Source organism: Arthrobacter sp. BPSS-3, assembly GCF_044628475.1.
GTDB lineage: Bacteria > Actinomycetota > Actinomycetes > Actinomycetales > Micrococcaceae > Arthrobacter.
In genome coordinates this window covers 101,261-114,958 of record NZ_JBIMMV010000003.1, presented here as the reverse complement: position 1 = coordinate 114,958, position 13,698 = coordinate 101,261, and the positions used below count along the sequence as shown (strand labels likewise).

The window sequence follows — 13,698 nt, the reverse complement described above, 5'->3', positions numbered from 1 at the left end:
CAATTCCACACGAAAGGGAAGCCGCCTGCTGGCATAATCACGGCAGACAGATTCCAAGACCAGATGATGCGTACTCTCGCGTCATCGTTCACGCGAGGGAGCGTTTTAGTGGCCGATCAGGCAACTGCGCAAGAATTCGACATCCTGGTACTCGGCGGCGGCAGCGGCGGCTACGCCACCGCCCTCCGCGCCGTCCAGCTCGGCCTCACCGTCGGCCTCATCGAAAAGGGCAAGCTCGGCGGCACCTGCCTGCACAACGGCTGCATCCCCACCAAGGCCCTGCTGCACTCCGCCGAACTGGCCGACCACGCCCGTGACTCCGCCAAGTACGGCGTCAACGTGAGCCTGGACAGCATCGACATCTCCACGGTCAACTCGTACAAGGACGGCATCATCGCCGGCAAGTACAAGGGCCTCCAGGGCCTGATCAAGTCCAAGAAGGCCATCACGGTCATCGAGGGCGAAGGCAAGCTCCAGGGCACCGACACCGTCGTGGTCAACGGCACCGCGTACAGGGGCAAGAACATCGTCCTGGCCACCGGCTCCTACTCCCGCACCCTGCCGGGCCTCGAGATCGGCGGCAAGGTCATCACCTCGGACGAGGCGCTGACCATGGACTTCATCCCGAAGAGCGCCATCATCCTCGGCGGCGGCGTCATCGGCGTCGAGTTCGCCTCGGTCTGGAAGTCCTTCGGCGTCGACGTCACCATCATCGAGGGCCTGCCCTCCCTCGTCCCGAACGAGGACGCCACGATCGTCAAGAACTTCGAGCGCGCCTTCAAGAAGCGCGGCATCAAGTTCTCCACCGGCACCTTCTTCCAGGGCGTCGAGCAGAACAACGACGGCGTCAAGGTCACCCTGGTGGACGGCAAGACTTTTGAAGCCGACCTCATGCTCGTGGCCGTCGGCCGCGGCCCGGTCACCGCCAACCTCGGCTACGAAGAGGCCGGCCTGACCATCGACCGCGGCTTCGTCATCACCAACGAGCGCCTGCACACCGGTGTCGGCAACATCTACGCCGTCGGCGACATCGTCCCCGGCGTCCAGCTGGCCCACCGCGGTTACCAGCAGGGCATCTTCGTCGCCGAGGAAATCGCCGGCCTCAAGCCGGTCGTCGTCGAAGACGTCAACATCCCCAAGGTCACCTACTCCGAGCCGGAGATCGCGACCGTCGGCTACACCGAGAAGGCTGCCAAGGCCAAGTTCGGCGATGACCAGATCGAGACCCAGGAATACAACCTGGCCGGCAACGGCAAGAGCTCCATCCTGGGCACCTCCGGCCTGGTCAAGCTGGTCCGCCAGAAGGACGGCCCCGTCGTCGGCGTCCACATGATCGGCTCCCGCATGGGCGAGCAGATCGGCGAGGCGCAGCTGATCGTGAACTGGGAAGCCTACCCGGAGGACGTGGCCCAGCTGGTGCACGCCCACCCGACCCAGAACGAGGCCCTGGGCGAGGCCCACCTGGCCCTCGCCGGCAAGCCGCTGCACGGCTAACAGCCCCCACCGCAGCACCGCAAGACCACCGCGCTTAGTGCACCCGGCCCGAAAAACCGGGTGCACTAAGCTCGAACCAGGCAGCAATCATCCGCACTAAAGATCAATAAGGAGAACGGGGACGACATGTCTGAATCCGTTAACTTGCCCGCCCTCGGTGAGAGCGTCACCGAAGGAACCGTCACCCGCTGGCTCAAGCAGGTAGGTGACCGGGTAGAGGTGGACGAGCCCCTGCTCGAAGTCTCCACCGACAAAGTAGACACCGAGATCCCCTCTCCGATCGCCGGCGTGATCGAGGAAATCCTCGTGGCCGAAGACGAGACCGCCGAGGTCGGCGCCCCGCTGGTGCGCATCGGCGACGGTTCCGGCTCCGCTGACGCCGCCCCGGCCGCTCCCGCGGAAGCCGCCCCTGCCGAGGAAGCCCCCGCCGAGACCCCGTCCGGTACCGAGGCTCCGGCCCCTGAAGACGAGACCCCGGCCGCTGCCGAGGCCCCGGCTGCCGCCCCCGCCGGCGAAGGCCACGAGGTCACCCTCCCGGCCCTGGGCGAGAGCGTCACGGAAGGCACCGTCACCCGCTGGCTCAAGAGCGTCGGCGACTCGGTCGAGGTCGACGAGCCGCTGCTCGAGGTTTCCACCGACAAGGTCGACACCGAGATCCCCTCCCCCGTTGCCGGCACCCTGCAGGAAATCCGCGTCGCCGAGGACGAGACCGCCGAGGTCGGCTCCGTCCTGGCCGTCATCGGCTCCGGCGCCGCTGCCCCTGCCGCCGCTCCGGCTCCCGAGGCACCGAAGCAGGAGGCACCGAAGCAGGAGGCACCGAAGCAGGAAGCTCCGGCTCCCGCCGCCGCCCCGGCTCCCGCTCCCGAGGCACCGAAGCAGGAAGCTCCGAAGCAGGAGGCCCCGAAGGCTGCCGCCCCGGCCGCCGCCCCGGCTCCCGCCGCCCCCGCCAAGCAGGAGTCGCCCGCCGCCTCCTCGAGCGAGTCCGGCTACGTCACTCCCCTGGTCCGCAAGCTGGCCAACCAGCACGGCGTCGAGATCTCCTTGCTGACCGGCACCGGCGTCGGCGGACGTATCCGCAAGCAGGACGTCCTGGCCGCCGCCGAGGCGAAGGCCGCGCCGGCCGCCGCCGCCCCGACTGCCGCAAAGACCCCGTCCGCGGCCCCCACCGCCGAGGCTTCCTCGCTGCGTGGCACCGTCCAGAAGGCTCCGCGCATCCGCCAGGTCATCGCCCGCCGCATGCGCGAATCCCTGGACGTCTCCACCCAGCTGACCCAGGTGCACGAGGTCGACATGACCAAGGTCGCCAAGCTGCGTGCCCGCGCCAAGAACTCGTTCCAGGCGCAGAACGGCTCCAAGCTGACCTTCCTGCCCTTCATCGCCAAGGCCGTCGCCGAGGCCCTGAAGCAGCACCCGAAGCTGAACGCCTCCTACGACGAGGACAAGCAGGAGATCACCTACCACAACGCCGAGCACCTGGCGATCGCGGTGGACACCGACAAGGGCCTGCTGGTTCCGGTCATCTCCGATGCCGGCAACCTGAACCTCGCCGGCCTCTCCGGCAAGATCGCCGACGTCGCCGACCGCACCCGCAACGGCAAGATCGGCCCGGATGAGCTCTCCGGTGGAACCTTCAGCATCACCAACATCGGTTCCGTGGGCGCCCTCTTCGACACCCCGATCATCAACCAGCCTCAGGTCGCTATCCTGGGCACCGGCGCGATCGTCAAGCGCGCCGTGGTGGTCTCGGACGAGAACGGCGACGACTCGATCGCGATCCGCTCGATGATGTACCTCTCGCTGACCTACGACCACCGCCTGGTGGACGGCGCAGATGCGGGACGCTTCCTGCAGACGCTGAAGGCACGCCTCGAGGAAGGCGCCTTCGAGGCCGACCTGGGCCTCTAGCGGCAGGCGGTCCCCGGTCCCGGGGGCTTTGAGGCACCAACGGCGACGGCGGTGCGGACCACGGCGGGAAACCCACCGGCGGACCGCGCCGCCGTCGCCGTCTTACTACGGACCGTAGAATTCTCTGGTTAGACTGAAGCCATGAAAATTTTGTTCGACATCCTGGTCTTCCTCCACATCATCGGCGCCACCATGATCGTCGGCATCTGGATCGGCCAGATGAAGAAGCCCACGGTCCACCCGCGCCAGTTCGACGGCGCCGTGCTTCAGCTGATCACGGGCATCGCCATGATGGGCCTGATCCCGGCCCTGGACATGGACGTCAACTACGCCAAGCTGGGCATCAAGTTCGTCGTGGCGCTCGTGGTCGCGGTCCTGGCCTTCATCGGCCGCCGTCGTTAACCCTAGGATGGAGAGCGGCAGGGTCCGGACGCCGGACTCCTGGATCAACGACGCTGAGGAGTGGATATGGCAACGACACGCACCGCACACACTGTATGGAACGGCGACCTGATGACCGGGGCAGGGAACACCAGCCTGGACAGCTCCGGGCTCGGCACCTTCGATGTCACCTGGAAGGCCCGCGCCGAGTCCGCCGAAGGCAAGACCAGCCCCGAGGAACTGATCGCCGCCGCGCACTCCGCCTGCTTCTCGATGGCCTTCAGCCACGCCCTCGCGCAGGCCGGCCACACCCCGGACGAGGTCAACACCAAGGCCGATGTCACGTTCGAGCCGGGCACCGGCATCACCGGCAGCCACCTGACCCTGAACGCCAAGGTCCCGGGCCTGTCCGAGGAGGACTTCCAGCGCATCGCCGAGGAAGCCAAGACCGGCTGCCCCGTCTCCGCCGCGCTGTCCGGGATCACCATCACCCTGGACGCCACCCTGGCCGCCTAGCCTGAAGCGCCGACATAAAGGCCCCCGCCCTCCGGTTTCCCGGTGGGCGGGGGCCTTTGCCGTGCGCGCGGGCTGCCGGCCGCCTCTGAGGCCCGGGGCAGCCCGCGTTAGCCTGCCTGCGCTAGCCCTGCCGGCGGGGCGGCAGCGGGGCCGGGCGGACGTTACGGTAGCCCTCGCGCAGCGGCGGCCGGTCCGTGGGCAGTTCCTGGATCATTTCCTTGAGCGCACCGATGCCGTATTCGAGCTGCGGGTCGCTGCCGGCGGCGTACGCGTGCGGCGGGAAGGTCACCTCGATGTCCGGGTCCACGCCGTAGTTCTCGACGCCCCAGCCGACTCCCCCGGCGAACCAGTTGGCGTAGCGCGGCTGGGTGACGCCGGTGCCGTCGGCCAGCGAGAACCGGTTGTCGATGCCGACGACGCCGCCCCAGGTCCGGGTGCCGATGACCGGGCCGATGCCGCGGAGCTTGGAGACCTGGGTGATGATGTCGCCGTCGGACCCGGCGAACTCGTCGGCGAGGATGATCACCGGCCCGCGCGGGGCGTGGTGCGGGTAGGTCCGGGGGCGTTCGCCGCGGGGCATGCTCCAGCCGGTGACCTTGCGGCCGATCAGCTCGGCCACGAGCTGGGAGGTGTGGCCGCCGCGGTTGCGCCGGACGTCCACGATCAGGCCGTCCAGGGCGGTCTCGGTATCCAGGTCGCGGTGCAGCTGCGCCCAGCCGTTGGCCATCATGTCCGGGATGTGCAGGTAGCCGAAGGTCCCCTGCGAGGCCTCGCGGACCGTGCGCCGGTTGCCGGCCACCCATTCCTGGTAGCGCAGCCGCTCCTCGTCCTTGACCGGGACGACGGCGACGCGGCGCTGCTCCCCGGCGCGTTCGCCGTGGCGGGGGCCGTTGCGCAGCGTCAGTTCGACGGCGCGTCCGGCGGCGCCGGCCAGCTGCATCGAGGGCGAGAGTTCAGGGCTGAGTTCGATCCCGTCGATGGCCAGCAGGACGTCACCCGGGCGGGCGTCGACGCCGGGCCGGGTCAGCGGCGAGGTGGCCAGCGGGTCGGAGGACTCCCCGGCGAGGATCCGGGTGATCTCCCAGCCCTCGGCGGTGGCGGCGAAGTCGGCGCCGAGCCGGCCCTGTCCGTTGCTGCCGTTCTCCGTGACCAGTGCGGGCCGGACGTAGGCGTGGGAGGTGCCGAGCTCGCCGTTCATCTCCCAGAGCAGGTCCACGAGGTCGTCGTGGGAGCCGAGGCGGTCCACGATCGGGCGGTACCGGGCGTGGACGGAGTTCCAGTCCTGGCCGGCCATGTCCTCGGTCCAGAAGAAGTCGCGCTGCAGCCGCCAGGACTCGTCGAAGGCCTGGCCCCAGACGCTGACCGGGTCCAGGCGCACCCGGATCCGGTTCAGGTCCACCTTGACCAGCTGGCCGGATTCCTCGTCGGCCTTGGTACGGGCCGGGCTGACGCGGACCTGCTTGTCCTGGATCAGGACCACCTTCTCGCCGTCGCCGGTGAGCCGGTAGCTGTCGAGGGCCTCGACGATGGTGGTGCAGCGGCGCTTGGCCAGGTCGAAGCGGACCAGGCTGGGGGCCGCGTTCTTGTCTTCGAGGCTGGCGCGGCCGTCGCCGGTCACGCCGGCCAGTTCGTGGTCCAGCCAGAGCAGCGCTCCGGCGGCGGCGCTGAGGTGGGAGTAGTTGCCCTGCGGCACGGGAACGCTGATGACGCGGTGCGCCAGGCCCTCCGGGTCGACGGTGACCGCGGGGACGGTGTCCGCACTGTCGGCGTCGGTCGGCTTGGCGGCCGTGCCGCCCGTCGTGCCGGAGGCCTCCGCGGCCACGGCCTCGGCCAGGGCGACGCTGGGGCCGAACGGCGACGGCGTCTCCGCGGCGAGGGCCACCAGGTACGGCTTGATCGGGCTCGGGAAGGACAGGTCGAAGGAGTGCCCGTCGTAGACCGGGTCGAAGCTGCGGTTGGAGAGGAAGGCCAGGTACTTGCCGTCGGGGGTGAAGACCGGGGAGTCGTCCCGGAAACGGCCGTCGGTGACATCGATGATCGCCTGGGCGCTGTCTTTTCCTGCACCGTTCTTTTCGGCGGAGCCCGGCACCGGCGCGAGGCGCAGCCGGGTGCGGGCGCCGAAGGAGGTGACCGGTTCGGCCCAGCCCAGCCAGGCGGAGTCCGGGGACCAGGTGAAGCCCTCGATGGTGCCTTCTCCGATGCTGGTGAGCAGGGTCAGCTCGCCGGTGCGGGTATCCGCGAGGTAGATGTCGCCGAAGGAGGTTCCCACGGCCAGCCAGTTGCCGTCCGGGCTTGCTTCCAGGGCGCTGGGGCGGCTGGGGCGGGGGAAATCGATGCGGGTGGAGCCGGCGGACGAACCCGTCCGGGCCTCGGCGGCGGTTTCGGCCCCGGCGGTGCCGCCGGCCGCGTCCGCGGTGGCGGCGTTGGCGTCGTCGGCCTGCGGCGCTGCCGCCTGGACCTGTTCTGCAGCGTCGCGGCCCGCGGCGTCGGACCCGGCACGGGTGAGCGCGGCGGCCGAGACGGGGCGGGGCAGCGCCGGGGAAGCGTCCTCGTCGGAGTGGTTCGGGGTGGCGGGTACGGCGGCCGGTGCCGTGGGCGCTGCCGCCCCTCTATGGCCGACCGCGCGGCTTCCTGCTCTGCCTCCAGACAGCGGCGCGGCGATCGGGCGCAGGTAGAGCGCCTCTACGCCGTCGTGGTCCGCGATGTACGCGATCTTTCCCTCGCCGAAGGGGCGGGGCAGCCGCGCCCGGACCCCCGGCGTGGCCTCGAGGATGCGGGAGGGACCATCCTTGTGCCGCAGCCAGTGCAGCGTGCCGTGGGACTCGACGGCGCTGGAGTCGCCGGTGCGGTCCGGGATGACCTCGCCGAGGTGGCGGGCGACCTTCAGCGGCGTGGAGCGGCGGCCCTGCGCGGCGGAGCCGAGGGTGATGTTCAGTTTGACGGCGTCCGCGTCGAGGCTGCTGAGGAGCCAGAGCTCGCCGGCGGACTCGAAGATGACCCGCTCGCCGTCGGTGGCGGCGTGCCGGACGTAGAAGTCCTCGTGGTCGGTGTGGCGGCGCAGGTCCGAACCGTCCGGGAGCACCGAGTAGAGGTTGCCGTAGCCCTCGTGGTCGGAGAGGAACGCGATGCGGCCGCCGACCCAGAGCGGGTCGGTGAGGTTGCCGTCGAGGTCCGGGACCAGGCGTTCAAATTCGCCGTTGCCGTCGGCGTCGATCCAGAGCTTGCCGGCTGTGCCGCCGCGGTAGCGCTTCCACCAGGCCGGTTCGCGGGACAGCACGCTGGCGAGCACGAGGGGACGCTCGTCGCCAACGACGGTGCCGTAGGCCAGAGACTCGACCGGACCGTACGGGAGTTCCTCGGCGGAGCCGCCCTCCAGGGGCAGGCTGTAGGCGTGGGTAAGGCGGCTGTCGCCCTGGCGGAAGGCGCTGGTGACGACGACGTTGCCCTCGGGCGTGAAGCCCTTGACCCGGGTGGAGCTATGGCCGAAGTAGCTCAGCTGGCGGTAGCCGCCGCCGTCGACGTCGGCCGTCACCACCTCGGGCGCCGTTCCCTGCACCACGGTCCACACCAGGCGCCGGCCGTCGGGGCTGAACCGCGGGTTGCGGGCCGGCAACTGCAGCGAGGAAACACGCCAAGCGCGGCCGCCCTCGAGCGGGGCCACCCAGACGTCGTCCTCGGCCACGAAGGTGACCAGATCGCCGTGCAGGTGCGGGAAACGGAGGTAACTCGAAGAGGTCATCGTTCGATCATAGTCAACGGCGCGCCGCACCCCGGGGAGGTTTCCCTGCCGCGCCGGGCATGGTGAGATGAACCATGAGAATCCTTGTCGCCGGCGCCTCCGGGCTGATCGGAACTGCCCTCACCACCCGGCTGCGCACCAGCGGCCACGACGTCGTCAGCCTGGTCCGGCGGCCCGCCGCGACGGCCGCGGAAATCGAGTGGGACCCCTCCAGCGGCCGGCTGGAGGACTCCGCACTCCGCGGCGTGGACGCCGTCATCAATCTCTCCGGCGCCGGCATCGGCGACCGTCCCTGGACCAGCCGGCGGGTCGCCGAACTGAAGTCTTCCCGCCTGGAACCCACCTCCACGCTGGTGGCCGCGATGCGGCGCTCCGCCACTCCGCCGCCGGTCTTCCTGAGCCAGTCAGCTTCCGGTTTCTACGGCGACGCCGGATCAGCCGTCCTGCGCGAGGACGCCCCCGCCGGCCACGGCGTCCTCGCCGACATCTGCACCGAGTGGGAGGCCGCCGCCCACCAGGCGCCTGCCGGGGTGCGGGTGGTCACGCCGCGCACCGGCGTGGTGCTCAGCCGCAAGGGCGGCGCCCTGGGCAAGCTGCTCCCGCTGCTGCGCGCGGGCCTGGGCGGCCCGCTGGGCAACGGCCGGCAGTACTGGCCGTGGGTCACGCTGCCCGACGTCGCCGGAGCCTTCGAGTTCCTGCTGACCGCCCCGTTGGAGGGCCCGGTCAACCTCTGCGCCCCCGAGGCCTCCGACGTGTCGGGGTTGATCCGGTCGCTGGCCGATGCCCTGCACCGTCCCGCCCTGCTGCCGGCACCGGCGCCGGTGTTGCGGCTGGCGCTGGGCCGGCTGGCGAACGAACTGTTGCTGGCGAGCCAGCGGATGGAGCCGGCCGCGCTGGCAGCCGCCGGATTCGAGTGGCAGCATCCCACCGTGCGCGAGGCGGCCGCCTGGGTGGCAGCCGGGCAGTAGCTCGGCCGCGGGATAGCGTCACCGGCCTCACCGGACATCGACTCCGGGCGGGCGCGGGGGCGTGCTCAGACGGCCGGCAGGATCTCCCGGATCCGCCACTTCCCGTCCACGGCAGCCAGCATCAGGATCAGCCGCTGGTCTCCGGCTGCCGCCGCCTCAGCCACCGTCGTGCCGTCCCGGTCCAGCTCCCGATAGGCCGGAGTCGCGACCGTTACCGCCAGCTGAACCAGCGCGCCATCGTCCGGGACGGCACCGGCCCCGCCCGTCCACGTGCTGCCAAGGGGCCGGGACCGCACCTCCAGCAGCCGCTGCTCGAACCCGTCGAGGACGTGCCCGTCCGCCGCGAGCCGGGCGGCAACGTCGGCGTCGGCCGCCGCGGCGGGTGACCCCGGCTCAGTGACCCGCGCCAGCAGGGCTTGGTTTCCGGTCCGCAGTGCCAGGCCGCGCAGCCGGGCCAGGCCCTGCACCGCATCCTCGGGCCGGGCGGCGGAGAGCAGGGGGACCAGGTCGGCCGGGATGCCATCCCGGTTCCCGTCGGGTGCTGCGTCTGCGGTGGCAGCCGCGGGAGCCGTCGCCTGTACCGCCTGCCGCAGAGTTGCCTCCGGGTCGCCCAGCGCCGGCAGGAACACCAGTCCCGCCGCGTCGGCCACCGCCACGAGAGCCATGAGGACCGCCCGGCGAAGTGCGCCCCGCCGTCTCACGGCCCGGTGCCGGGTCCGCCCCGTTGTCCCTCTGCTCTTCTCCGCGGGTAAAGCCGGGCGCGGCCGTGGCCGCACCTGGGCCCGCCGCGTCAGCTCCCCGGGGACACCGGTACCGACCCGCGGCGGGTCAATACGGGTTCCTGTCCCGAGCCGCGCAGGTTCATCACGGCCTCCTGGTCTGTGCTGTGCCCCATCCCCACGACCACGTCGTCCGAGCCGGACCCGCGCGGCAGCGGTCCCGCGCAGCAGCGCCAGGACCACGGCGGAACGCCGGGCCGCCCGCCGTTCCCGGGGCGTGGCCGGGCCGGAACGACGCGTCAGGAGCTCCGGGAGAACCGTGGGGTGGGCCGAGACACTCAGGTCCACCGGGGCCGCCGCCGCCGAGCGGTACACGGCCGCCGCGAAGTCGGACGCGGAGGGGCGAAGCCGGCGGTCGAGCCGCAGGCCCGACTCCAGGGCAGCGGTCAGGGCGGCCGGAACGCCCGGCACCAGCAACGGCAGCGGGGCACGCTGCGGCTCCGGCGGTGGCGGGGTACCGGTGAGGCAATACCAGCCGAGCGCCGCGACGGAGTAGACATCGGCCTCCGGCTGCAGCCCGGCACGGAAGGGATCCACAGGGGTGGGGTCTTGAAAGCCGCCGGTCCCGGCCGGGTGCGCATCGGCGGCGTCGGCGATCATCCGCCCGACGCCCAGGTCCGAGAGCAGCGGCTTGCCGTGCGCCGTGAAGAGCACGTTCCCGGGTGAGACGTCCCCGTGGGTGAAGCCCCTGCCGTGCAGGTAGCTCAACGCCTGCGCCACCGGAGTGAGGATGGTGACGGTCTCCCCCGCCCCCAGGCTGCCCCGCGCCGCGATCAGCTCCGCGAGCGAGCCGCCCGGCGCGTAGTCGAGCACCAGCGCCAGCCCGGTCCCGCCGTCGTCGCCCGCCCGGAAGCGCACCACGTCCCGCACCCCCACCAGGTGGGCGTGCTCCACCACCGAGAGGATGCGCACCTCCCGGCGGACGGCCTCCTCCGTCTCGGGACCAGGCTCCGTCACACCGCCGGCCCCGGACGGGCCACGGTCGAAACACTTGAGCGCCACGCTCCCGCCGGAGGCCTGCTCCGTGGCGAGCCAGACGACGGCGGAGCTGCCGCGGCCCAGCATCCGGCCCACCCGGTAACCCTCGACGTCGGGGCGCCCGGGCTCCCCGTGAATAGTGCGCGCAGATTCGTCCATAGCCCATGGATACGCGCTTTTCCGCGACGCCGCAGAAGTTATCCACAGGCGTGAGAGTTTGACCACAGAATCGGTTGGGGCACGAGGCGAGGTCTAAGCTGGATTCCATGACTCTTGAGTTCCAACAGCTGGGTCTTGCCCCGGACTTCATCGACTACACCCGCGGCTGGGAGATCCAGCGCGAACTCCACGCGAAGGTCCTCGCCGGCACGGCGCCCAGCACCGTCCTGCTGCTTGAACACGCGGCCGTGTACACCGCAGGCAAGCGCACCGAAGACCACGAACGTCCCTTCGACGGCACCCCGGTGGTGCCCGTGGACCGCGGCGGCAAGCTCACCTGGCACGGCCCGGGCCAGCTGGTGGGCTACCCGATCATCAAGCTGAAGAACCCCGCCGGCATCCGCGATTACGTCGAGCGCCTGGAGTCCGTGATGATCGCCGTTCTGGCCGACTACGGCATCGATGCCGTCCGAATCGAGGGACGCGCGGGCGTCTGGATCGACGCGGACGAGAAGGGACCCGCCCGCAAGATCGCGGCGATCGGCATCCGCGTCCACGAGGGCGTCACCATGCACGGCTTTGCGATCAACTGCAACAACGACCTGGCCCCGTACGGCCAGATCATCGCCTGCGGCATCACCGACGCCGGCGTCACGACGATCGCGCAGGAAACCGGCCGGGACGTCGCCCCGGCAGACCTCGTGTCGCGGATCATCGAAGAACTGCGCAAGAATGAAGAAGCCCTCGTCGCTACCCATGAAGGAGCCCTGCTGTGACCCTGGCACCAGAAGGACGCAAGCTGCTGCGTATTGAGCAGCGCAACGCGGCCACCCCGGTGGAACGCAAGCCGGAATGGATCAAGGCCAAGGTCCAGATGGGCCCGGAGTTCGTCCAGCTCAAGAACCTCGTGAAGAAGGAAGGCCTCCACACCGTCTGTGAAGAGGCCGGCTGCCCCAACATCTTCGAGTGCTGGGAAGACAAGGAAGCCACCTTCCTCATCGGCGGCTCCGAGTGCACCCGGCGCTGTGACTTCTGCCAGATCGACACCGGCAAGCCCTCCCCCGTGGACATGTTCGAACCCACCAAGGTGGCCCGCTCGGTCCAGTCCATGCAGCTGCGCTACGCGACCGTCACCGGTGTGGCCCGTGACGACCTCGCCGACGAGGGTGTCTGGCTCTATGCCGAGACGGTCCGCAAGATCCACGAGCTGAACCCCGGCACCGGCGTCGAGCTCCTGATCCCGGATTTCTCGGGCAAACCCGAGCACATCGCGGCGATCTGCGACTCCAAGCCCGAGGTCTTCGCCCACAATGTCGAGACCGTGCCCCGGATCTTCAAGCGGATCCGCCCGGCCTTCCGCTACGAGCGCTCCCTCGACGTCATCACCCAGGGCCGCAACCTGGGAATGGTCACCAAGTCCAATTTGATCCTGGGCATGGGCGAAACCCGCGAGGAAATCTCCGAGGCCCTTCGCGACCTGCACGACGCCGGCTGCGACCTGATCACCATTACCCAGTACCTGCGCCCGTCCGAGCGCCACCTCCCGGTGGACCGCTGGGTCAAACCGCAGGAGTTCGTGGAACTGCAGCAGGAAGCGGACGAGATCGGCTTCCTCGGCGTCATGTCCGGCCCGCTGGTCCGCTCCTCCTACCGCGCCGGCCGCCTCTGGGCCACCGCGATGCGCAAGAAGGGCTGGGAAATCCCGGCCGAACTCGCGCACATCGAGAGCTCCGGAAGCACCCGCCAGGAAGCCAGCTCGCTGCTCGCGGCACACTCCTGAACCACCCGCACCGCACTGCCAGCCAGGGCCGGCGCCGGAGAGATCCGGCGTCCGGCCCTGAGCCGTGCATCACGTAGAATTAAGGCATTATGGCGAATTCCTCCGACTCCAGCACGTCCACCTCTTCAGCCGAAGCGCCGAAGCGTGGCCTTTTCTCCCGTAAGACCAAGGAAGCCAAGGTCAAGAAGCCGAGCCGGCTGAAGCAGATCAAGGACGTCTTCCAGATGACCCGGCGCCACGACCCGATGGTGACGTGGCTGATCCTGCTGGCGTTCCTCGGCACCGTTGCGGTTGCCCTCCTGGTCGGTTTCCTGCTGGAGAACTGGATCACGGGCCTGATCATCGGCATCGTGCTCGGTGTCCTCGCCGCCACCCTGGTGTTGTCCCGCCGCGCCGAGCGCGCCGCCTTCGCCCAGATCGAGAACCAGCCCGGCGCCTCCGGCGCGGCGCTGGGAACGCTCCGCCGCGGCTGGATCACCGAAGACCAGCCCGTGGCCGTCAACCCCCGCACCCAGGACGCCGTCTTCCGCGCCATCGGCCGGCCCGGCGTCGTGCTGGTCAGCGAAGGCCCCAGCCACCGCGTCAAGCCGCTGATCGACGGCGAACGCAAGCGCCTGGCCCGCATCCTGCCGAACGTCACCATCCACGTGATCGAAAGCGGCCGCGGCGAGGGCCAGACCCCCATCAGCCAGGTCGCACGCAAGATGGGCAAGATGAAGAACGAGCTCACCAAGACCGAGGTCAGCACCGTCTCCAAGCGCATCTCCTCCCTCGGCAACCGCCTGCCGATCCCCAAGGGCATCGACCCGTACAAGGCGCGCCCCGACCGCAAAGCAGCACGCGGCCGCTAAGCACCGCAGCTCACCGGACGCCCCGGTTTCAGGCCATTGGCCAGGAACCGGGGCGTTGTGCGTTTAAGGGATGGCTCGCCGATGGTGGGTTCGGCCCGCCGGTACGGTGCGTGCTCGCGGATTGGAAACGACGAGCCCGGGCGCAACG

The 13,698-nt window shown here is 70.3% G+C and carries 9 protein-coding genes and 1 pseudogene; 8 read left to right on the top strand and 2 right to left on the bottom strand.

The features are described 5' to 3' along the window. Nucleotides 1-108 precede the first annotated feature (108 nt). From lpdA to ACFVY3_RS06300, 4 genes and pseudogenes are all read left to right on the top strand, one after another. Nucleotides 109-1,494 (top strand): dihydrolipoyl dehydrogenase, encoded by a 1,386-nt coding sequence (gene lpdA / locus ACFVY3_RS06315; protein WP_400159131.1) that lies wholly within the window; start codon nt 109-111, stop codon nt 1,492-1,494. A gap of 126 nt (nt 1,495-1,620) precedes the next feature. Beyond that, nucleotides 1,621-3,399, top strand: a complete 1,779-nt coding sequence (gene sucB, locus ACFVY3_RS06310; RefSeq protein ID WP_400159130.1) for a 2-oxoglutarate dehydrogenase, E2 component, dihydrolipoamide succinyltransferase — start codon at nt 1,621-1,623, stop codon at nt 3,397-3,399. A 141-nt stretch (nt 3,400-3,540) separates the two neighbouring features. Beyond that, nucleotides 3,541-3,798: pseudogene (locus ACFVY3_RS06305) on the top strand (hypothetical protein); the annotation flags it as partial. Between the two features lie 69 nt (nt 3,799-3,867). Further along, a complete protein-coding gene (locus ACFVY3_RS06300; protein ID WP_400159129.1) occupies nt 3,868-4,296 on the top strand; it encodes an OsmC family protein in 429 nt (142 codons plus the stop codon). 121 nt (nt 4,297-4,417) lie between these two features. Here ACFVY3_RS06300 and ACFVY3_RS06295 read toward each other — a convergent pair whose 3' ends face one another. Further along, a complete protein-coding gene (locus ACFVY3_RS06295) occupies nt 4,418-8,035 on the bottom strand; it encodes a S41 family peptidase (RefSeq protein ID WP_400159128.1) in 3,618 nt (1,205 codons plus the stop codon). A 74-nt stretch (nt 8,036-8,109) separates the two neighbouring features. Here ACFVY3_RS06295 and ACFVY3_RS06290 point away from each other — a divergent pair, with 74 nt between their 5' ends. Next, a complete protein-coding gene (locus ACFVY3_RS06290; protein ID WP_400159127.1) occupies nt 8,110-9,003 on the top strand; it encodes a TIGR01777 family oxidoreductase in 894 nt (297 codons plus the stop codon). Nucleotides 9,004-9,068: 65 nt separating this feature from the next. Here the strand turns inward: ACFVY3_RS06290 and ACFVY3_RS06285 are convergent, their stop codons facing one another. Beyond that, nucleotides 9,069-10,919 carry a serine/threonine-protein kinase gene (locus tag ACFVY3_RS06285; protein ID WP_400159126.1) on the bottom strand — a complete coding sequence of 617 codons (1,851 nt, stop codon included), beginning with the start codon at nt 10,917-10,919 and terminating at the stop codon, nt 9,069-9,071. Between the two features lie 74 nt (nt 10,920-10,993). On the opposite strand from ACFVY3_RS06285, the gene lipB reads away from it, so the two are divergent. The 3 genes from lipB to ACFVY3_RS06270 all read left to right on the top strand — a co-directional run bounded on the left by lipB (nt 10,994) and on the right by ACFVY3_RS06270 (nt 13,550). Further along, on the top strand, nt 10,994-11,695 hold the full coding sequence (lipB, locus tag ACFVY3_RS06280) for a lipoyl(octanoyl) transferase LipB (protein ID WP_400159125.1): 702 nt from the start codon (nt 10,994-10,996) through the stop codon (nt 11,693-11,695). Then, nucleotides 11,692-12,699: a lipoyl synthase gene (lipA, locus tag ACFVY3_RS06275; protein WP_290258155.1), complete on the top strand. Its 1,008-nt coding sequence runs from the start codon at nt 11,692-11,694 to the stop codon at nt 12,697-12,699. The genes lipB and lipA overlap by 4 nt, the downstream gene beginning before the upstream one ends. 89 nt (nt 12,700-12,788) lie before the next feature. Then, nucleotides 12,789-13,550: a DUF4191 domain-containing protein gene (locus ACFVY3_RS06270; RefSeq protein WP_290258156.1), complete on the top strand. Its 762-nt coding sequence runs from the start codon at nt 12,789-12,791 to the stop codon at nt 13,548-13,550. The last annotated feature ends 148 nt before the right edge of the window (nt 13,551-13,698 follow it).

Excerpts from the sequence above, each read along its gene's own strand:
- ACFVY3_RS06295 (WP_400159128.1), bottom strand. The coding sequence starts at position 8,035 with ATGACCTCTTCGAGTTACCTCCGTTTCCCGCACCTGCACGGCGATCTG.
- ACFVY3_RS06290 (WP_400159127.1), top strand. The coding sequence starts at position 8,110 with ATGAGAATCCTTGTCGCCGGCGCCTCCGGGCTGATCGGAACTGCCCTC.
- ACFVY3_RS06270 (WP_290258156.1), top strand. The coding sequence starts at position 12,789 with ATGGCGAATTCCTCCGACTCCAGCACGTCCACCTCTTCAGCCGAAGCG.
- sucB (WP_400159130.1), top strand. The coding sequence starts at position 1,621 with ATGTCTGAATCCGTTAACTTGCCCGCCCTCGGTGAGAGCGTCACCGAA.
- ACFVY3_RS06285 (WP_400159126.1), bottom strand. The coding sequence starts at position 10,919 with ATGGACGAATCTGCGCGCACTATTCACGGGGAGCCCGGGCGCCCCGAC.
- ACFVY3_RS06300 (WP_400159129.1), top strand. The coding sequence starts at position 3,868 with ATGGCAACGACACGCACCGCACACACTGTATGGAACGGCGACCTGATG.